19 protein-coding genes and 1 pseudogene are annotated in these 19,791 nt (G+C 62.8%); 8 read left to right on the top strand and 12 right to left on the bottom strand.

Annotated elements, in window-relative coordinates; genetic code table 11:
* Positions 1-53 precede the first annotated feature (53 nt).
* Entirely contained in the window at positions 54-1,250 is a 1,197-nt protein-coding gene (locus tag RYH74_RS18760) for an O-antigen ligase family protein (protein WP_317409901.1), read from the top strand.
* Here RYH74_RS18760 and RYH74_RS18765 read toward each other — a convergent pair.
* The 3 genes from RYH74_RS18765 to wecB form a co-directional block, all read right to left on the bottom strand.
* Positions 1,247-2,137 (bottom strand): glycosyltransferase family 2 protein, encoded by an 891-nt coding sequence (locus tag RYH74_RS18765; RefSeq protein ID WP_286101228.1) that lies wholly within the window; start codon positions 2,135-2,137, stop codon positions 1,247-1,249. The two genes, RYH74_RS18760 and RYH74_RS18765, sit on opposite strands and share 4 nt — an antisense overlap.
* Positions 2,138-2,313: 176 nt before the next feature.
* On the bottom strand, positions 2,314-3,153 hold the full coding sequence (locus RYH74_RS18770; RefSeq protein WP_317409902.1) for a lipopolysaccharide kinase InaA family protein: 840 nt from the start codon (positions 3,151-3,153) through the stop codon (positions 2,314-2,316).
* A gap of 135 nt (positions 3,154-3,288) precedes the next feature.
* Positions 3,289-4,446, bottom strand: a complete 1,158-nt coding sequence (gene wecB / locus RYH74_RS18775) for a non-hydrolyzing UDP-N-acetylglucosamine 2-epimerase (RefSeq protein WP_317409903.1) — start codon at positions 4,444-4,446, stop codon at positions 3,289-3,291.
* 539 nt (positions 4,447-4,985) lie between these two features.
* On the opposite strand from wecB, the gene RYH74_RS18780 reads away from it, so the two are divergent.
* Positions 4,986-5,321, top strand: coding sequence for a ComEA family DNA-binding protein (locus tag RYH74_RS18780; RefSeq protein WP_024086485.1), 336 nt, complete (start codon positions 4,986-4,988; stop codon positions 5,319-5,321).
* Positions 5,322-5,559: 238 nt separating this feature from the next.
* Here RYH74_RS18780 and RYH74_RS18785 read toward each other — a convergent pair whose 3' ends face one another.
* Positions 5,560-5,727, bottom strand: a complete 168-nt coding sequence (locus RYH74_RS18785) for a DUF2897 family protein (RefSeq protein ID WP_317409904.1) — start codon at positions 5,725-5,727, stop codon at positions 5,560-5,562.
* Positions 5,728-5,908: 181 nt separating this feature from the next.
* Between RYH74_RS18785 and pyrF the strand changes: the two genes are divergently transcribed.
* On the top strand, positions 5,909-6,610 hold the full coding sequence (gene pyrF / locus RYH74_RS18790) for an orotidine-5'-phosphate decarboxylase (RefSeq protein ID WP_010952851.1): 702 nt from the start codon (positions 5,909-5,911) through the stop codon (positions 6,608-6,610).
* A gap of 58 nt (positions 6,611-6,668) precedes the next feature.
* Here the strand turns inward: pyrF and RYH74_RS18795 are convergent, their stop codons facing one another.
* The 3 genes from RYH74_RS18795 to RYH74_RS18805 all read right to left on the bottom strand — a co-directional run bounded on the left by RYH74_RS18795 (position 6,669) and on the right by RYH74_RS18805 (position 9,985).
* Positions 6,669-7,499 (bottom strand): undecaprenyl-diphosphate phosphatase, encoded by an 831-nt coding sequence (locus RYH74_RS18795; protein WP_025338140.1) that lies wholly within the window; start codon positions 7,497-7,499, stop codon positions 6,669-6,671.
* A gap of 194 nt (positions 7,500-7,693) precedes the next feature.
* Positions 7,694-7,969, bottom strand: coding sequence for a DUF3077 domain-containing protein (locus tag RYH74_RS18800; RefSeq protein WP_075044081.1), 276 nt, complete (start codon positions 7,967-7,969; stop codon positions 7,694-7,696).
* A gap of 1,008 nt (positions 7,970-8,977) precedes the next feature.
* Entirely contained in the window at positions 8,978-9,985 is a 1,008-nt protein-coding gene (locus RYH74_RS18805; protein ID WP_075044082.1) for an NADP-dependent oxidoreductase, read from the bottom strand.
* A gap of 175 nt (positions 9,986-10,160) precedes the next feature.
* On the opposite strand from RYH74_RS18805, the gene RYH74_RS18810 reads away from it, so the two are divergent.
* Entirely contained in the window at positions 10,161-10,922 is a 762-nt protein-coding gene (locus tag RYH74_RS18810) for an SDR family oxidoreductase (protein ID WP_025338144.1), read from the top strand.
* A 59-nt stretch (positions 10,923-10,981) separates the two neighbouring features.
* Here the strand turns inward: RYH74_RS18810 and RYH74_RS18815 are convergent, their stop codons facing one another.
* On the bottom strand, positions 10,982-12,157 hold the full coding sequence (locus RYH74_RS18815) for an MFS transporter (protein WP_317409905.1): 1,176 nt from the start codon (positions 12,155-12,157) through the stop codon (positions 10,982-10,984).
* A 226-nt stretch (positions 12,158-12,383) separates the two neighbouring features.
* On the opposite strand from RYH74_RS18815, the gene RYH74_RS18820 reads away from it, so the two are divergent.
* The 3 genes and pseudogenes from RYH74_RS18820 to RYH74_RS26560 all read left to right on the top strand — a co-directional run bounded on the left by RYH74_RS18820 (position 12,384) and on the right by RYH74_RS26560 (position 15,838).
* Entirely contained in the window at positions 12,384-13,781 is a 1,398-nt protein-coding gene (locus RYH74_RS18820; RefSeq protein ID WP_317409906.1) for a PLP-dependent aminotransferase family protein, read from the top strand.
* Between the two features lie 668 nt (positions 13,782-14,449).
* A pseudogene (locus RYH74_RS26555) lies at positions 14,450-14,977 on the top strand (HAMP domain-containing protein); the annotation flags it as partial.
* Positions 14,975-15,838 carry a methyl-accepting chemotaxis protein gene (locus RYH74_RS26560; protein ID WP_410903078.1) on the top strand — a complete coding sequence of 288 codons (864 nt, stop codon included), beginning with the start codon at positions 14,975-14,977 and terminating at the stop codon, positions 15,836-15,838. The pseudogene RYH74_RS26555 and the gene RYH74_RS26560, both read left to right, overlap by 3 nt.
* A 143-nt stretch (positions 15,839-15,981) precedes the next feature.
* On the opposite strand, the gene RYH74_RS18830 is transcribed toward RYH74_RS26560, so the two are convergent.
* Positions 15,982-17,172, bottom strand: a complete 1,191-nt coding sequence (locus RYH74_RS18830) for a benzoate/H(+) symporter BenE family transporter (RefSeq protein WP_084785075.1) — start codon at positions 17,170-17,172, stop codon at positions 15,982-15,984.
* 145 nt (positions 17,173-17,317) lie between these two features.
* On the opposite strand from RYH74_RS18830, the gene RYH74_RS18835 reads away from it, so the two are divergent.
* Positions 17,318-17,920: a glutathione S-transferase family protein gene (locus RYH74_RS18835; RefSeq protein WP_025338149.1), complete on the top strand. Its 603-nt coding sequence runs from the start codon at positions 17,318-17,320 to the stop codon at positions 17,918-17,920.
* 130 nt (positions 17,921-18,050) lie between these two features.
* Here the strand turns inward: RYH74_RS18835 and RYH74_RS18840 are convergent, their stop codons facing one another.
* The 3 genes from RYH74_RS18840 to RYH74_RS18850 form a co-directional block, all read right to left on the bottom strand.
* Complete coding sequence (locus RYH74_RS18840) at positions 18,051-18,422, bottom strand: glutaredoxin family protein (RefSeq protein WP_003260822.1); 372 nt, start codon at positions 18,420-18,422, stop codon at positions 18,051-18,053.
* 59 nt (positions 18,423-18,481) lie between these two features.
* On the bottom strand, positions 18,482-19,027 hold the full coding sequence (gene folE, locus RYH74_RS18845) for a GTP cyclohydrolase I FolE (RefSeq protein ID WP_013971502.1): 546 nt from the start codon (positions 19,025-19,027) through the stop codon (positions 18,482-18,484).
* Positions 19,028-19,097: 70 nt separating this feature from the next.
* Positions 19,098-19,658 carry a Smr/MutS family protein gene (locus tag RYH74_RS18850; protein ID WP_317409908.1) on the bottom strand — a complete coding sequence of 187 codons (561 nt, stop codon included), beginning with the start codon at positions 19,656-19,658 and terminating at the stop codon, positions 19,098-19,100.
* Positions 19,659-19,791: the final 133 nt, after the last annotated feature.

Below are 19,791 nucleotides of genomic sequence, written 5' to 3' on the forward strand. Positions count from 1 at the left end.
TTAAATTCGCATAGGATATGTGATGAAGAACGCCGTTTGCCTGAGGACGCTAGATGTCGATTGATGTATCAATAGAGTCCCCGGCTCAACGCTTTGGAAGTCTGGTCAATACCTACCTGTTGCCATTGGGCTGGTTTTTCATCCTTACAGGGATGTTCTGGGCCTGGGACCGTACTACCTACCACAAGCTTTTCTACATTTTTCTTGCCCTGCCCACGCTTGGGATGTTGATCGCACAGCGTAAATGGTTCAAACCTCTCGTTTGTAACCCACTGTTCCTGGCTTTCCTGGCCTTCAGTGCCTACACCCTTTTGAGCATCGCCTGGTCCGACACGGAAAACTCCGTTGGCAGCTTGGTCAAGCGGCCACTGTACATCGCAATGTTGCTGTTCGCTGCCGGTATCATCAGCCTGCGTTCTCCTGGGCAGCTGGAGCAATGCACGCGTCTGGCAGCTATCTTCGCTGCAATTGCGGCAGGCGTTTCATTGGCTTACTTCCTCTACCTGAACCCGTCTTTTGCGGGCAGGCGTTTGGTAGGTTACGGCGCGCTGTACAACCCGTTGCTCTCCGCCCATGTATTTGGCGCATTTGCTGCGTTCTGGTTGGCATCCTGGTTCCAGGCCCGTAGCGCGCTCAGCCCATTGCCGCTTGTGTGCCTGGCGATCTTGGGGCTGGCGGTTTTCGCAACCGGCTCCCGCACGCCATTGATTGGCCTGGCGGCTGCTTTGGGTTGGCTTCTGGTGGTTGGCGACCGCAGGCGTGGGCTCATGGCCGGTGCGGTGATCGTGCTTGTGCTGATTGGCGTTGCACTGGTGTATCCCGAGGCCGTGACTCAGCGTGGCGTTTCATACCGCCCGGCCATTTGGTTGGATGCGCTGCGCCAGGCCAGCGAACATCCATGGTTGGGGCATGGTTTCGACTCACCCATGACTGTGATTATTCCGGGGCTTGGAAGAACACTTGCCGATCCGCATAACATCGAGTTAGGCGTGCTATACGCCGGTGGGATCGTAGGTTTGGCCCTGTGGATGGCGATTTACGGCGTGGCCATGTACTTCTGCTGGGCTTACCGCAAACATCCCGGTGTTACCCTGGCGGCAACCTGGCTGATCTTCGGCTTCGCCTCGGGCCTGACGGAAGGCAGTGCCTTCATGTCACGCCCGAAGGAGCATTGGTTCCTGATCTGGATTCCGATGGCCCTGGTCTATGGCCAGTCACTGGTCCACTGGAAGCGTAGCCGCGCGGCTTAAGACCAGGCCATCCGCCACATACCGCGCAGGGTCTTCTTGTTCCAGTACCTGAGCGGGATTTCTGAAAGGACTTCCCGGCTCAGTGCCTTGTCGCGGTTGGCGTACTTCAGCACCATGGAATTACGGAAGTTCATGCACACCTGCTCGTACTGCGGGTGGTCGCTGAACACGGCAAAGGTGCGCAGCACGTTATCCACCATGAAGCGGCCGTTCTTGAAGGTGTTGGTGGGGTGGTCACGGTACTGCGCCAGCACCTCGCCCAGCACGTCGATGAAGTAACCGGCACGTGCGATCGACAGTTCGATATACACGTCTTCCAGGCGGATGTCGGCATTGAAACCGCCCACTTTTTCCAGCGCCTCGCGGCGCAGCATCAATGTGGCTGCCATGGGGCCAGGCTTGCGGTCGAGGAACAGGTCGTCGAAGTCCAGGCGGCGGAAGGGCAGGTTACGGTTGCGCTGCTCGCGAGCACCCATCACCTTGCCATCCTGGTCGATGGTTTCGATGTTGGCCGAGCAAATGCCCACTTCAGGCTTGCCGTTCATGTATTCCACCTGGGTGGCGATACGGTGCGGCAGCATGATGTCATCGGAGCCGAAAGGCACGATCAGGTTACCCTTGGCGCGTGCGATCGCGTCGTTGAGCGTGCGTGCCAGGCCTTGGTTGGCCTGGAAGCGCAGGTCGAAGCCGTACTGCTCCTGAAGGCGCTTGAGCACTGCAGGGCTGTCGTCCTTGGAGCCGTCATCGATCACCAGAAGCTCGATGTTCTTGTAGGTCTGGTTGATGACGCTGGTGATGCTTGCTTCGATGTAGCGCGCATGGTTGTACGACGCGATGATCACTGTCACCAACGGAGTGTCAGTGACGGCGTGACTCTCAGAACTCATGTGAAATCCCTAGCTTTGATCCGTTTGTATGAAGCTTTGCGCAGGCTGCCTGCTTGCTCTTTTCCAAAGTGATGGCAATTCAGTGTCTTGGGCAGGCAGTTCCCATTCTAAAGGAAGGGGCATCTTGGGGATACGGTAGGCACGGCGCAGGTCGCCTACCCGTGTAGCAATGGTGCTTACCAACGACTTTCGAGTACGCCACGGGTGAAGATCTCGCGGCGCTTCAGGCGCCCGATTTCCTCATGCTTGGCAAGCGCGTATACCCGGTTGAAGGCAGCACGTTGCACATCAGGGAAGTACTCGGCCAGTGCGCATTCAACCGCGGCATCGTAGTCCGCTTCGGTTATGTAACGGTAAATTTCCCGGTAGTAGAAAAAGCCGAACTGAAAGCCCAGGGTTTCGCTGAAGAAATTGCCCGGCTCGGAGAAGCTGTTCTCCAGGTCGATGGCCTGCGCTTTGCCTTGTTGCGGGAGCATCACGTTGGCGGCCCACAGGTCCATGTGGGTGACCCCCCGGCAGTGCAGGGCATGCAGCAGTTCGAAGGCGGCCTCGATTACCTGGTGCACCGCTTCGGGCGCCCTGCGGATTCTTGCCAACCCGTCCTCGTGGCCACTGAGCAATTCGGTGATAAGGAAGAAGTCTTGCATCAGGCCGAACCTGGAGCGGCTGTAACCGTAGCCGACCAGCCTTGGCACCCGTGCACCGCGGCGGCCCGCTTCGCGCGTATTGATCAGTTCCTCGAGAGACCAGTCGTACATGCCGTTGCGCTTGGGCCTGCCGCGTTGCATGCGCAGTTTCTTTTTCAGCGAGTCGAGTTTTTCGCGCTTGGTGAACAACTGGCTCTGCACGCAGGCGAGCGGTGCGCTGACCCGTTTGGCGCTGGCGCTTTGCGCGATCAGCTGTTCGAAGGCTTGTCGGGTGTGAGGGGCAATGGGGCCCTGAAGGTGCAGGGTGGTGTCGCGATACCGCAGGGTGTGGGGGTATTCGTCTTGCCAGATCTGTGTGTCGCCAACCACGCTTCGTCCTTGTAGTATCAAAAAGCCATATTTCAATGGATCCAATGTTACAGAATTTTCACATTATTCCTACAATTTATTGACGTTCGTTAACCTGATCGTATGGTATAGGGCCGCACCGGCGGCCTCTATTGCTCAAGCCTTGGGCGCCTTCTGCGCATCCTGTGCAACGGCAAGATCAGCGAGCGCCTGCACTATCCGCCCACACGCTTTGCCATCGCCGTAGGGGTTATGCGCCACGCTCATCTCCCGGTAAGCCCCCTCATCCGTCAACAACCTGGCCAGCTCACCGGCAATGGAATCCACCTCCGTACCCACCAGCTTCACAGTCCCCGCTGCCACGGCCTCTGGCCGCTCCGTGGTATCGCGCATCACCAGCACCGGTTTGCCCAGTGCCGGTGCTTCCTCCTGAATGCCCCCCGAGTCGGTCAAAATTACATACGCACGGCTCATCAGGTAAACGAACGGCAGGTAATCCAGTGGTTCGATCAGGTAGATATTCCCCACATCCGCCAGCAGCCGGTTGACCGGTTCGCGCACGTTGGGGTTGAGGTGCACCGGGTACAGCACATCCACCTCGGGGAACTGGCGCGCCGTCTGTACCAAAGCCTGGCAGATGCGTTCGAAGCCACCGCCAAAGTTCTCGCGGCGGTGGCCTGTTACCAGCACCATGCGGCGGTTGGCTGACAGGTAATCGAACTGGCGTTCGAACTGGGCCCTCAGCGCTGGGCTCTCCAGTTTGTGCACCACTTCCAGCAGGGCGTCGATCACGGTGTTGCCGGTGGTGAAAATGCTCGCCGGGTCGGTGCCTTCCCTTAGCAGGTTGTCACGCGAGGTGGCGGTGGGGGCGAAGTGCAGGGCGGCCAGGGTGCCGGTCAGGCGCCGGTTGCCTTCCTCTGGCCAGGGGGAATACAGGTTGTTGGTGCGCAGGCCGGCTTCTACGTGGGCGATGGGGATTTGCTGGTAATAGGCCGCCAGGCTGGTGGCAAACGTGGTCGCGGTGTCGCCATGCACCAGCACAACATCGGGCTTGAATTCGGCCAGTACCGGCTGGATACCCTGCAAAATCCCGGTAGTCACGCCGGTCAGGTCCTGGCCGGGTTTCATGATGTTCAAGTCGTAATCGGGGGTGATATCGAACAGTTCCAGTACCTGGTCGAGCATTTGCCGGTGCTGGCCGGTGACGCACACGCGGGACTCGAAGCGGGCATCCTGGGCGAGTTGCAGGGCAAGCGGGGCCATCTTGATGGCTTCTGGACGGGTGCCAAATACGGTGAGGGTCTTGAGGGGCACGGCGGTGATCCTCTTGCTGGACGGGGGCAGTACGGGTGGGCCGAATGGGCTGGGCAGGCGCGTGAAGGCTGGCCTGGTGGACGGGCTGGGTGCGAGGGCAAGCGGCGGGTGAATGGGGGCATGCAGCTTGGGTCCTTCAAGCAAACGGCTGTCCATTGCTCAAAAAATCTAGCAGTTGGTTCATGTGATGCCAGTTGGCAGGTGGTGTGTTTGCCAGCTGCAGAGTGCGGTTGTTTGTGATCAGGCCTTGTTCACCGGGGGTTGTAGGAATGTGGGCAGGTTTTGCTGTGAATGCGGCATCGGACAAACGGGTATTCGGCTACAGGCCATAAGGGATGGCGCCAATGCTCTAGGGGCGGGGTGGTTGAGGGGGGAAAGGCCATTGTTTCTGGGTTGGCGAAGTTGGGTTGGTGATTGATCGATTTGGTAACCATTCGCCGATGATGGTGGCTGTTTCGGTGTGGGGTTTGCCGCTAGGGTTGATTGCGCGGCCGAAGGAAAGCGGCTGCTGGAAAATGACCAACCCAGGAGTATTCACCATGCGTAACAACGTTCTGTCGTACTTGCTGCTGCCGCTGTTCGCCAGCCTGTCCTTTTCCCTTAGCGCTGCCCCGGCCAGCACTACGGCGGTGGCCGAGCCGGTGCCGGTGGTAACCCAGCAGCAGGCCCAGCAGCCGCAGCGGCTGGACCTGAACACGGCTGATGCGCTTACTTTGCAGAAGGAGCTGAACGGGATAGGGAAGGCCAAGGCTGAGGCCATAGTGGCCTACCGGGAGGCCAATGGGCCGTTTGCTTCGGTGGATGAACTGCTGGAGATCAAGGGGATTGGTAATGCGTTGCTGGAGCGTAACCGGGACAAGGTGATGGTGGAATAAGGGGGAGGGGCTGGGGTTTGTGTCCTGGCCCTGACTTTCATGAAGATTCAATTGAGAGAACTGAATTCGAAAGCGGTCCGCGTACCCTGTGGGAGCGGCTTTAGCCGCGAAGAAACAAACGCGGTGCATGGCACCGGCTGCGCCGGTATTCGCGGCTAAAGCCGCTCCCACAGGGACCCTGCCGACTCAATGAGTTATGTATCAGCCGGTCAGATCGTGCCAGCGATCGGCGTGCGTGCTAGCGGTCCTGCGCATCCTTGGCATCCGCTTCGGCATTGCGCTCATGCACCTTGCGCAGCTGTTCTTCGGTCAGTGGCAGTTTATTTGCCGTATCGCGCAGCAGCATCAGCCCGCCGACGATCGAGCCGAGGGCTATGATGAGTATCAGCCAGGCATACCAGGGCATTGTCGTTCTCCTTTGCTGGTGATGGGCAGCGCTTGTACAAATGTTGAGCAATTGCCCGTTCCGTTGGTTCAATTATAGGAGCCAGCCACTGTCGGGCCAATTCCGTGACCTGCGGGCCCCAAAGCTTGTGCCACTTCGTTTACAATGCGCGCCGTTTTCGACTTGCCAAGAGACCCTGCCCATGTCCGCCTGCCAGACGCCCCTGATCGTCGCCCTGGATTTCCCTACCCGTGAGGCCGCCCTGAAGCTGGCTGACCAGCTTGACCCTGCGCTGTGCCGGGTGAAGGTTGGCAAGGAGCTGTTCACCAGCAGCGCTTCGGGCATTGTCGAAACCCTGTGCGACAAGGGCTTCGAAGTGTTCCTGGACCTCAAGTTCCACGACATCCCCAACACCACCGCCATGGCGGTGAAGGCCGCGGCCGAGATGGGTGTATGGATGGTGAACGTGCATTGCTCCGGTGGCCTGCGCATGATGGCGGCCTGCCGTGAAGAGCTGGCCAAGCGCAGCGGCCCGCAGCCGTTGCTGATTGGTGTGACCGTGCTGACCAGCATGGAGCGTGAAGACCTGGCCGGCATCGGCCTGGATGTCGACCCGCAAGAGCAGGTGCTGCGCCTGGCGGCGCTGGCCGAGAAGGCTGGCATGGACGGTTTGGTGTGCTCGGCGCTTGAGGCCCCGGCACTGAAGGCGGCGCACCCGTCGCTGCAGTTGGTGACCCCGGGCATTCGCCCGGCAGGCAGTGCGCAGGATGACCAGCGCCGTATCCTCACCCCACGCCAGGCACTGGATGCAGGTTCGGACTACCTGGTGATCGGCCGCCCGATCAGCCAGGCCGCCGACCCGGCGCAAGCGCTGGCTGCGGTAGTCGCTGAAATACGCGGCTGAACCCGACCAATGAAAAAGGGCTGCGGATGCAGCCCTTTTTCATTTTTGTGTCGTGCTATCAGCCCTGAGCTGTCGACCAGTCGATCCAGCCGAACTGCCAGGTAGCCAGGATCAATAAACCGAAGGCGATGCGATACCAGGCAAACGTCGCGTAGCTGTGGTTGGCGATGAACTTGAGCAGCGCACGCACGGCGATCATGGCGAAGATGAACGAGGTCACGAAGCCGATGGCGAACACCGGCAGGTCGCCGGGCTGGAACAGCTCACGGTACTTGTAACCCGAATACACTGCTGCGCCGACCATGGTCGGCATCGCCAGAAAGAACGAGAACTCGGTGGCCGCCTTGCGCGACAGGCCGAACAGCAGGCCGCCGATGATGGTGGACCCGGAACGCGACGTGCCCGGGATCATTGCCAGGCACTGGACGAAGCCGATCTTCAGGGCATGGCTCCAGCGCATGTCATCGACGTGGTCGACTGCCACGCGGTGGGTACGGCGTTCGGCCCAGAGCATGATTACCCCGCCAACCACCAAGGCCGTTGCCACGGTGATCGGGTTGAACAGGTAGTGGTGAATCAGGTCGGCGAACAGCACGCCCAGCACCACCGCTGGCAGGAACGCCAACAGCAGGTTGCCGGTGAAGCGCCGCGCCGCGGGCTGACTGGTCAGGCCGAACACCACTTCCAGGATCTTGCCGCGAAACTCCCACACTACCGCCAGGATCGCCGCCAGCTGGATGATGATGTTGAACGCTATCGCGCGTTCACCGCCGAAATCTATCAAATCGGCAACGATGATCTGGTGCCCGGTACTGGAGATCGGTAGAAACTCCGTGAGCCCTTCAACCACTCCCAGGATGATTGCCTGGAAGGCAGTCCATAAATCCATTGATCCCCCCGTTGGAGCCGTGCTGCTTGCACGGCCCATGCTCTTGATTTACCTATGATTGCCGGTTCAGGCGGCGAAGATGTTGGTGCGCGCCGGATGCTACCAGAGCGACGGTGCGAAGACTTGTGCGGGGTTGTAACGGTGTGGAAGCGTCTGCTGTGCCGGCCGCTCCCACAAGGGGCTGCGTTGCCTTGTCAGTGCAGCTTGTTCTTGGCCAGTTCGATGTCGTTCATCAGGGCCTTGGCCATGGCCAGCAGGTAATCGGCGGAGCCCAGCAGCTTGTGGTCATCCTCCATGTCGCCTTCGCGCACAAGGTGCTTGATGTAGCCCAGCAGGACTGACACGTGCTCGTAGGCATCATCGATCGGTATGCCGGGTTGTACGCGGAGCAGGTCCAGGGTGGGGTTGCCGGCTTCGAGGAAGGTTTCCAGGCCTGCGGTTAGGATGGGGGAGGGGGTGTACTTTTTCATGGTTAAGATCCAGTGCGTGACGAGGAGCAACCACCCGGATCTTTCTCACGGACAAGGGTGGCAGCCATTGCGCGGGGTGAGAAACCGGTGCACTGACGCCGGCCAAGCCGAAGCCTGCCCGCGAATGGCTGCCATTGAACAGTGGAGCAGCAGTGCATAACAGGTTCTCACACCCGGTCACCAACATGGCGACCCGGTGAAGTTATCCCTGAGGGATTTCCCCGACAATTCAGCTGCTTCCGACCGCTGCGTAGGATAGTTCGCTTGCTGCTTCAAGCTGAAGCGGTGAGAGCAAGGTTCAGGAAAATCTGACGCGCTGCGAACGCGGTGCTGCAGTTATCGCCGGGGCCGCTGTGCGGCCCAATCGCCGGCAAGCCAGCTCCCACAGGTACAGCGTCGGACTCAAGGGTGGCGCTGTACCTGTGGGAGCTGGCTTGCCGGCGATGAGGCCAGTATTGACTACCTCAATCTCGAACCTTGAGCACCAACTTGCCAAAGTTCTCCCCACTGAACACCTCCCACAGGTACAGCATCGGGCTCAAGGGTGGCGCTGTACCTGTGGGAGCTGGCTTGCCGGCGATGAGGCCAGTGTTGGCTACCTCAATCTCGAACCTTGAGCACCAACTTGCCAAAGTTCTCCCCACTGAACACCTCCCACAGGTACAGCATCGGGCTCAAGGGTGGCGCTGTACCTGTGGGAGCTGGCTTGCCGGCGATGAGGCCAGTGTTGGCTACCTCAATCTCGAACCTTGAGCACCAACTTGCCAAAGTTCTCCCCACTGAACACCTCCCACAGGTACAGCATCGGGCTCAAGGGTGGCGCTGTACCTGTGGGAGCTGGCTTGCCGGCGATGAGGCCAGTGTTGGCTACCTCAATCTCGAACCTTGAGCACCAACTTGCCAAAGTTCTCCCCACTGAACACCTCCCACAGGTACAGCATCGGGCTCAAGGGTGGCGCTGTACCTGTGGGAGCTGGCTTGCCGGCGATGAGGCCAGTGTTGGCTACCTCAATCTCGAACCTTGAGCACCAACTTGCCAAAGTTCTCCCCACTGAACAGCTTCAGCAAGGTCTCGGGGAAGGTCTCCAGCCCTTCCACCACATCCTCCTTGCTCTTCACCTGCCCGCTGGCCAGCCACCCGGCAATCTCCAGCGCGGCCTTGCCGTAATCCTTGGCGTAATCCATCACCACGAAGCCTTCCATGCGCGCGCGGTTTACCAGTAGCGACAGGTAGTTGGCCGGGCCTTTCACCGCTTCCTTGTTGTTGTACTGGCTGATGGCGCCGCAAATCACGATGCGTGCCTTGAAGTTGATGCGGGTCAGCACGGCGTCGAGGATGTCGCCGCCGACGTTGTCGAAGTACACGTCCACGCCTTTGGGGCATTCGCGCTTCAGGCCGGCCAGCACATCTTCGGCCTTGTAGTCGATCACCCCGTCAAAGCCCAGTTCGTCCTTAAGGTACTGGCACTTCTCGGCGCCGCCGGCAATGCCGACCACGCGGCAGCCTTTGATCTTGGCAATTTGCCCGACAATGCTGCCCACCGCGCCTGCCGCGCCGGAAATGACCACAGTGTCACCGGCCTTGGGCTGGCCGACGTCCAGCAGGGCGAAGTAGGCGGTCATGCCGGTCATGCCCAGCGCCGACAGATAGCGCGGCAGGGGCGCCAGGCTGGGGTCGATCTTGTGCAGGCCCTGGGGTTCGCCAGTGAAGTAGTCCTGCACGCCAAGGGCGCCGCTTACATGGTCGCCCGGCTTGTAGGCGGGGTGGTTGGAGGCAACAACCTCGCCAACACCCAGCGCGCGCATCACCTGGCCCAGGGCCACGGGCGGGATGTAGGACTTGCCTTCGTTCATCCAGCCGCGCATGGCCGGGTCCAGCGACAGGTACAGGTTGCGCACCAGCACCTGGCCTTCGCCGGGTTGTTCGGCGGGCACGGTCTCGAAGCTGAAGTCGTCACGGCGCACGGCGCCGACCGGGCGTTTGGCGAGCAGGAAGCGGCGGTTGGTGTTGGTCATGGCGGGTCCTTGTGGGCAATGGAAGGGGGAGGCGTCAAATCTACCCTGTTGATGTAGGCAGGTCCTTAACATCACTGACAAGCATGGTAGCCCAACCGGTGGGGTGATGATGCTGCCCGGGCGGCTGGTGGCTGACTATGCTCTGAACCCCACCAAGCACGCTTTGGAGCACGCGATGAGCATGACCTTTTCCGGCCAGGTAGCCCTGGTCACCGGCGGTGCCGCCGGCATCGGCCGGGCAACTGCCCTGGCTTTCGCCCGGGAGGGCCTGAAGGTGGTGGTGGCCGACCTCGACCCGGCCGGTGGCGAGGCAACTGTGGCCCTGATCCACGCTGCGGGCGGGGAGGCGCTGTTCATTGCCTGCGACGTTACCCGTGACGCCGAGGTGCGCCAACTGCACGAGCGCCTGATCGCCGCCTATGGCCGGCTGGACTATGCCTACAACAACGCAGGTATCGAGATAGAGCAGGGCCGCCTGGCCGAGGGCAGCGAGGCGGAGTTCGATGCCATCATGGGCGTCAACGTGAAGGGTGTGTGGCTGTGCATGAAGTACCAGCTGCCGTTGCTGTTGGCCCAGGGCGGTGGGGCCATCGTCAATACCGCTTCGGTGGCGGGCTTGGGCGCGGCGCCGAAGATGAGCATCTACAGCGCCTCCAAGCACGCGGTGATCGGCCTGACCAAGTCGGCGGCCATCGAGTACGCCAAGAAGGGCATCCGGGTGAATGCGGTGTGCCCGGCGGTGATCGACACCGACATGTTCCGCCGCGCCTATGAGGCCGACCCACGCAAGGCCGAGTTTGCCGCTGCCATGCATCCGGTGGGGCGCATTGGCAAGGTCGAGGAAATTGCCAGTGCCGTGCTGTACCTGTGCAGTGATGGCGCGGCGTTTACTACTGGGCATTGCCTGGCGGTGGATGGTGGGGCTACGGCGATCTGAGCCGAAACCGCGTGGCCTTCTTCGCGGGCTTGCCCGCTCCCACAGGTACCCCGCTGACCTCAGGTCCTGTGATGTCCCTGTGGGAGCGGGCAAGCCCGCGAAGAGGCCCTGGCAGACCACCTCAATGCCAGCCCAACCACCACACATCCCACCACCAGCACACCACCAAACACCAGCAACGCCAACTGTGACCCCAGCCGGTCGCTCAACAGACCGGTAAAGATCACCGGCAGGCTGAACCCCAGGTACGCCAGCAGGAAGAACCCGGCACTGGCCCGTGTCTTCTCGCTGCCGGCCAGCTCGTTCACCGCCGCCAGCCCGCCCAGGTAGATAAACCCGTAGCACGCACTACTGGCCGCCACCGCACCCAGCAATACCGCGCTCAGCTGGCCGCTGTCCGCACCCCAGGCCAGCACGGCATAGCTGCACGGTAATATCACCAGCCCCAGCAACGTGGCCGTACGGCTGCTGAGGCGCCGTGCCATGGGCTGGAACAACAACCCGCAACTGATCACGCAGAAGGTCGAGAACCCCGACCAGGCGCTAAGCCCATGCTGGCGCAGGATGCCCGGCAGCAGGGCGATCACCAGCCCCACGCAGGCCCACGCCAGCAAAATGGCCAGGCCATAGGCCACGCTGCCACGCGGGTAGCAGGGCAGGCGCAGCATGGGGTTGCGTTGTGCCGGGCGTGGGTCCGGCAGGCGCCACACCAGCAGCATGGCCAGCGCCGCCAGCAGCAGTTGCAGGTGGAAGCTGCCTGGGGTCAGGCTGAGGCCGCGCAGCAGGAACAGGCTGGTCAGCGCCGCACCCAGGCCAAAGCCCAACGAGGTGCTGGCGGTAACCCAATTGGCGGCGCGGGTGTTGTCCGCGCCGCCCATCAGTTCACCCATGTAGGCGGTGGCCGTGGCCGAGGCCAGGCCGGTACCCAGGCCGAGGAACAGCCGCGCCAGGCCCAGGGTTTGCAGGCTGGGGGCCAGCAGCATCAGCACGGTGGCGACCATCGACAGGGCCAGTGCGGCGAGCACCAATGGCCGGCGCCCAACCCGGTCGGCCAGCCCGCCCAGGGCCAGCAGCACGGGTAGCACGCCGAGCACATAGCCGGAGAAGGCCACTGCGGTGGCGGCGGCGCCTTGGCCGGAGAGGTCGGCATAGGTGATGTACAGCGGGGCCTGCAGGTTGACGGCCAGGGTGATCAGGCAGAGGGCGAAGGCCAGGCGGGCCGGGGCGGAGGGCATGGGTAGGGATCCTGGTTCTGTAGTGGCTGTACCGGCCCTTTCGCGGGTGAACCCGCTCCCACAGGTACTGCACCGCTCTCGGGTTGGGTGCTATCTCTGTGGGAGCGGGTTCACCCGCGAAAGGGCCGGGCCTGCCAACTCTGATGCCAGCCCATTCCCATCACCAGGCACACCGCCAACCCTTTTATGCTTAACTGTTCGCTCAAAACCAGCGAACACTTGCCCCATGCACTTGCCCCTCGACCGCACCAGCACCACCCCGCTGGTACAGCAACTCACCGACCACCTGCAAACCTGGATCGACCAGCACCGCCTGCGCCCCGGCGCGCGCCTGCCGTCGATCCGCGCCTTGGCCCGCAGCCAGGCGGTCAGTGCGTCGTGTGTGATCGAAGCCTACGACCGTCTGGTCGCCAGCGGCTGGCTGGAGGCCCGCCACGGCACTGGCTTTTTCGTCGCCGAGCGCAAACCCGGCCTGGCCGTGGAAGACGCCCAACCCTGGGGCGAGGCCGGCGACGGCAGCTGGCGGCAGTTTCGCGAGGGCCATGACGAGTTGCTCAAGCTGGGCTGTGGCTGGTTGCCCAGCAGTTGGCGCGCCGCCACCGAACTGGCCCAGGCAGTGCGCCAGGTCAGCCGCGGCAACCCACAGGACCTGTTCGACTATTGCCCACCTTTGGGCTTGGCCAGCCTTCGCCAGCAGTTGCACAAGCGCCTGGCGCAGCTGGGCATCGCCGCCGGCCCCGAACGTATCCTCACTACCCACGGCGCCAGCCACGGCCTCGACCTGCTGGTGCGCACCCTGCTGCGCCCGGGCGACACGGTGCTGGTGGAAAACCCCGGCTACTACAACCTGTACAACCTGCTGCGCCAGCACCAGGTGCACATGCTGCCGGTGCCGCGCACCGCCGAAGGCCCGGACCTGGCCACCCTCGAAGCCCTGCTGGCGGCGCACAAGCCGCGCTGCCTGTTCATCAACAGCCTGTACCAGAACCCCACCGGCACCAGCCTCACGCCCAAGGTGGCGTATCGCCTGCTGGAGCTGGCCCGCGAGCACGACTTGCGCATCATCGAGGACGATATCTACGCCGACTTCCAGGAAGGCCCGGCCACCCGCCTGGCCACCCTCGACAGCGAACAGCGGGTAATCTACATGGCCAGCTTTTCGAAAACCCTCAGCAGCTCGCTGCGGGTCGGCTACCTGGTCGCCGACCCGGCATTGCTGGCGCGCCTGGCCGAGTTGAAGATGGTCAGCGGCATCGGCACCTCGCGCTTTGCCGAGCAGGTGGTGGGGCAGATGCTGGCCAACGGCAGCTACCGCAAGAGCGTGCAGCGGCTGCGTGTGCGCCTGGGGCAGCACATGGCCAGGCTGCTCGGCCAACTGGAACAGGCGGGCTGGCAGGTGTTCTGCGAGCCCTACGGCGGCATGTTCGTCTGGGCCTGCGTGCCGGGCCGGGATTTCGCCAGCCTGGAGCGCCTGGCGCTGGAACACGATGTGCTGCTCACCCCCGGCAGCGCCTTCGATTACCAGGGCACGGCCAGCGCCTGGCTGCGCATCAATGTCGCCTACGGGCAGGACTCTCGCGCCCAGGCCTTCCTTCAGCACGCAGGGCGACCTCTGCCAAGCTGATAGCGACACGCTCATAGCTATTTGACACTATTCTGACGCCAGGCCCTTGTTCATCGGCTGGCAACGTTGCCACCCTTGGCCTTCGGGATAACCTCGCACGCAGAAGGGGAATCGGCATGGGCGCGAGCAAGCACGGTGTGCTGGCCAACCTGGGCATGGCCCGCAAACTCGGCCTGGGCTTTGCCCTGGTGCTGGTGCTGACCCTGGCGGTGGCGGCCATTGGCATTGCCGCGCTGCACAGCGTTGGCCAGCGCTTCGACAGCTTGCGCCAACTGGCTCAGTTCAATACCGACCTGCTGCGCTTGCGCCAGCACGAGCAGGCCTTTGCCCTGCGCTCCGACCTGCAGCAGGCCGAGGCCTTGCGCAGCGGCCTGCAGGGCCTGGCCGAACGCGCCCGTGGCCTGCCGGCGCTGGCGGCGGCGGAAACCGACCTGGCCGCCTACGGCCAGGCATTCGAGGCCTTTGTCGAGGCGGTGCAGGCCAAGGAGCTGGCGCTGGACATGGCCAGCTGGTCGGTGTCCAGCGTGGCCAACAACCTCGATGTGCTGCAGGCCGGCCTGGCTGACGACGGCGTGTATACCCTCAAGCAGTCCCAGGGCCAGCAGGGCGGTGCGTTCCTCGAGCAGGCCGGGCAGGTGGCACAGGTGTCGCGGCTGATGCTGCAGGCCATGGATGAAGCGCGGGTACGCCTGGAAAAAAGCCGCAAGGGCGAAGAGGGCGTCAGCCAGGACCGCATCGCCCAGACCGTCGAGGCCGCCAGCCTGGTCAGCCAGTTGCAGGGCGCCGTCAGTGATGCCGGCTACCAGAGTGTGCTGGGCGAAGTGGCGGGGCACATTGGCAGCTTCTCGGAAAAGCTCAACGAATACACTGACCAATTGGCCCGCGAGCAGGGCTTGAAGGCGCAGTTGCAAGCCAGTGCCGAACAAGTCACCAGCCGGGTCGACCAGGCTTACCTGGGGCAGGAGCAGGCCCTGCAGGGCGAACTGCAACGCAATGCCGTGGCCATCGGCCTGGCTACGGCATTGGCGCTGCTGGTAGGTGTGCTGGCCGCCTGGCTGATAACCCGCGCCGTGGTCGGCCCGCTCAAGCATGTGATTGCCCGCGCCCAGCGCATCGCTGCCGGCGAGTTGAGCTTTGATGCCCAGGCACCACGGCGTGACGAAGTAGGGCAGCTGATGCAGGCCATGCAGCAGATGGCGGCGGGCCTGTCGGGCATTGTCAGCGGTTTGCAGCAGGGCATCGAGCAACTGGCCGGCAATGCGCAGGCGCTATCGGCGGTGACCGAGCAGACCAATCGCGAGGTGGGCAGCCAGAAGGAAGAGACCGAGCAGGTGGCCACCGCCATGCAACAGATGACCGCCACCGTGCACGATGTGGCGCGTAATGCCGAAGAGGCGGCGCAGGCGGCCCAGGCTGCGGACGAGAAGGTTGATTCCGGGCAGCAGGTGGTGCGCCAGAGCATGCAGCGCATCGAGCAACTGGCGGCGGCGGCGGAGACGGCCAGCGCCGGTATCGACAGCCTCAGTGCCGAGATCCACACCATTGGCGACGTGCTGGAAGTGATCAAGAGCGTGGCCGAGCAGACCAACCTGCTGGCGCTGAATGCTGCTATCGAAGCCGCCCGGGCGGGTGAGCAGGGCCGTAGTTTTGCCGTGGTCGCTGATGAGGTGCGTGCACTGGCGCGGCGTACCCGGCAGTCTACCGAGCAGATCGAGACCCTGGTCGCCAGCCTGCGTGGCAATGCCCAGCAGTCGGTGGCGCAGATTCGCGGTAGTACCGAGCTGGTGCGTTTGGCGGTGGCTGATGCACTGCAGACCGAAAGCGCGCTGGGCAGCATCGCGGCGGCGGTGTCATTGATCCAGCAGATGAACCAGCAGATTGCCGCGGCGGCCGAGCAGCAGAGCTCGGTGGCGGAAGAGATCAGCCGCAGCGTCACGCAGATCCGTGGTAGTGCCGATCAGGCGGCGTTGGCGATGCAGGACAATGCCCGGTCGAGTATCGAGCTGGCGCAGTTGGGTACCGACCTGAAGGGGATGGTGGGGCATTTCAGGTTGTGATCTGGGCTTGGGCGTTGTGTTGCCTGTACTGGCCTCTTCGCGGGTAAACCCGCTCCCACAGGAATACCACAATGCTGAATATTGTGTGTTCCCTGTGGGAGCGGGTTTACCCGCGAAGAGGCCGGTACAGGCAACAAATACCTTCAGGCCCTGCGCGGGTTGAGGATCATCAAGGCCAATACCCCCGCCACAATCCCCCAGAACGCCGAACCGATCGAGAACAAGGTCAGCCCCGAAGCGGTCACCATGAAGGTAATCACCGCCGCCTCCCGCTCCCGCGCTTCGCTCATGGCCACGGTCAGCCCGTTCATGATCGAGCCGAACAGCGCCAGCGCCGCAATCGACAGCACCAGCTCTTTCGGCAGCGCCGCAAACAGCGCCGCCAAGGTCGCGCCGAACACCCCGGCAATGCCATAGAAAATCCCGCACCACACCGCCGCGGTATAACGCTTGGCCGGGTCTTCATGGGCATGCGGCCCGGTGCAGATCGCCGCGCTGATCGCCGCCAGGTTGACCCCGTGCGAGCCGAACGGTGCCAGCAGCAGCGAGGCAAAGCCGGTGGCCGAGATCAGCGGCGAGGCCGGCACCTGATAGCCGTCCGCGCGCAGCACGGCCACACCCGGCATGTTCTGCGAAGTCATCGCCACCACGAACAGCGGGATGCCAATGCTGATGGTCGCCGCCAGCGAGAAGCTTGGCGTGGTCCACACCGGCGTGGCCGCTTCCAGGCGGAAGCCGCTGAAGTCCAGCAGGCCCAGGGCGCCGGACAGCACCGTGCCCACCAGCAACGCGGCCAATACGCAGTAACGCGGCGACAGGCGCTTGACCAGCAGGTAGCTGAAGAACATGCCCAGTACCAGCAAGGTGCGGTGCTGGGCGGCAACGAATATTTCGCTGCCGATCTTGAACAGGATGCCCGCCAGCAGCGCCGAGGCCAGCGAGGCCGGGATGCGCTTGACCAGGCGCTCGAAGCTGCCGGTCAGGCCACAGATCAGCACCAGCACGGCGCAGGTGATGTAGGCGCCGATCGCCTCGCCATAGCTGACTCCGCCCAGGCTGGTGATCAGCAGGGCGGCGCCGGGGGTGGACCAGGCCACTGTGATCGGCGTGCGATAACGCAGCGACAGGCCGATGCTGCACACCGCCATGCCGATCGACAACGCCCAGATCCATGACGAAATCTGCGCGCTGGTCAGCCCGGCAGCCTGGCCGGCCTGGAACATCAGCACCAGCGAGCTGGTATAGCCGGTGAGCATGGCGATGAAGCCGGCGACTACCGCCGACGGGGAGCTGTCTGCCAGGGGCCGCAGGCGTGCGGAAGTGGCATCGGTCATGAACAAAATCCTTGTAAAGGTGTAAGCAGTTTTTTCAGACTACAGCGAGCAAGGTTGATCCTTGCCATACAGCGGCCATTGCTTTTAGCCGTACAGTCGCCAACTATTGGGCGCAAATGCAGAACTGCTTGGGAGTGAAGGGGCGATGTACAAGGTCTATGGCGACTACCAGTCGGGCAACTGTTACAAGGTCAAGCTGATGTTGAGCCTGCTGGGCCGGCCATATGAATGGCACCCGGTGGACATCCTCAAGGGCGAGACCGAAACGCCCGAGTTCCTGGCGATGAACCCCAACGGCAAGGTGCCGGTGCTGGAGTTGGAAGACGGCAGCTACCTGTGGGAGTCCAATGCCATTCTCAACTTCCTGGCCGATGGCAGCGAGTTTTTGCCCACCGAGCCACGCCTGCGCACCCAGGTGTTGCAGTGGCAGTTCTTCGAGCAGTACAGCCATGAGCCGTACATTGCCGTTGCGCGTTTCATCCAGTTCTACCTGGGGTTGCCGGACGAGCGCCTGGAGGAGTACCGCAAGCTGCACAAGGGCGGTTACAAGGCCCTGAGGGTGATGGAGCGGCAGCTGCAGATGACGCCGTACCTGGTCGGCGAGCAGTATTCGATTGCCGATGTGGCGTTGTATGCCTACACCCATGTGGCGCAGCAGGGCGGGTTCGACCTGGCCGACTACCCGGCAGTGAGGGCCTGGCTGGAGCGGGTCAGCAGCCATCCACGGCATGTGCCGATGGTGGGCTGATCTTTAGCCTGTACTGGCCCTATCGCCGGCAAGCCAGCTCCCACAGGTTCACCACAGGACTGAATATTGTGGGATCCCTGTGGGAGCTGGCTTGCCGGCGATAGGGCCGGTACAGGAAACCTGCAAACTGTCAGGCCGAAGCGAACCGCTCATCCAGGTAGGCAATGATCGCCTTGGACTCATACATCCAGGTCACCTTGCCCGCTTCTTCAATGCGCAGGCACGGCACTTTCACCCGGCCGCCACCTTCCTGCAGGGCCTGGCGGTGCACCGGGTCGTTCTTGGCATCGCGCAGCGCCACCGGCACGTTCAAACGGTGCAGGGTACGGCGGGTCTTGACGCAGAACGGGCAGGCGTGGAACTGGTACAGCGCCAGGCCCTGGGCCGCTTGCTCGACGCGGGCCTGGGCGGCGGCGTCGCGCTTGCGCTTGGCCGGGCGGCTGATCCAGTCGCCGAACACGATGAGCTGGCCGAGGCCAACCCGCAGGGCTTTGACGATCATGGGCAACTCCTGAAATGAAAAAGCCGACCCGGCAGGGTCGGCTCGGGGTCAGCAGCCAATCACTTGATCAGGCTGAGGAACTCGCTGCGGGTGGCGGCGTTTTCGCGGAACTCACCCAGCATCACCGAGGTGATCATGGTCGAGTTCTGCTTCTCGACACCGCGCATCATCATGCACATGTGCTTGGCTTCGATGACCACGGCAACGCCGGCGGCGCCGGTTACCTGCTGCACGGCCTCGGCAACCTGGCGGCTGAGGTTTTCCTGGATCTGCAGGCGGCGAGCGTACATGTCGACGATGCGCGCCACCTTCGACAGGCCCAGTACCTTGCCCTTGGGCAGGTAGGCCACGTGCGCCTTGCCGATGAACGGCAGCATGTGGTGTTCGCACATCGAATACAGCTCGATGTCCCGGACCAGCACCATTTCGCTGTTGTCAGAGCTGAACAGCGCGTTGTTGGTGACTTCTTCCAGTGTTTGCTCATAACCGCGGCAAAGGTACTTCATCGCCTTTGCAGCCCGCTTGGGCGTGTCGAGCAGGCCCTCACGGGAGACGTCCTCGCCAATCTGGCTGAGGATCTCGGTGTAGTTCTGTTCCAGGGACATGGATCTACCTGTGGGAAAAAATCGCAAAAACGAAGGGTACGGCGGTGAGGGCGGCGCTGCAAGCGCGGCGTTACTCGTCGCGGCCTTCGAGCATGGTTCGCTTGAGCATCACATACACCGCGCCGGTGCCGCCGTGGCGGGCGTTGCACGAGGCAAAACCGAGCACCTGCGGGTGCTGGCGCAGCCAGGTGTTGACGTGGCTCTTGATCATCGGGCGCTTGCCGTCCAGGCGCGCGGCCTTGCCGTGGGTAACCCGCACGCAGCGCACTTCCAGTTTGGTGGCTTCGGCGATGAAGTCCCACAGGGTTTCGCGGGCCTTTTCCACGGTCATGCCATGCAGGTCGAGGCTGCCCTCGAACGGGATCTGCCCCAGCTTCAGCTTGCGCAGCTGGCCTTCCTGCACGCCATCGCGGCGCCACAGCAGCTCGTCTTCGGCGCCAACGTCGATGACGAACTGGTCGGACATGCCGTCGATCACCAGTGCTTTATCACTGCGCACGGTCGCCGCCTGGCGCAGGCCGGCCAGCTTCTGGCGGTCGGCCTTCGGCTTGCCGACTTCGGCGCGGTCGTGCGTGATCGGTCTGACACCGCGCACTTCGGCCTTGAACAGGGAAAAATCGTCGTCTTGCATGATGCCTCCACGTGGGCGGCGTAGTTTACGCGACTGTGGGGCCTTGTGCAGCCTGTGCCGGCCCTTTCGCGGGTAAACCCGCTCCTACAGGGATTGCGCATGGCTAGAGGCTGATGTGATCGAGGTGGGAGCA

Origin of the sequence: Pseudomonas sp. LSJ-87 (assembly GCF_032971465.1) — a bacterium.
GTDB lineage: Bacteria > Pseudomonadota > Gammaproteobacteria > Pseudomonadales > Pseudomonadaceae > Aquipseudomonas > Aquipseudomonas putida_Z.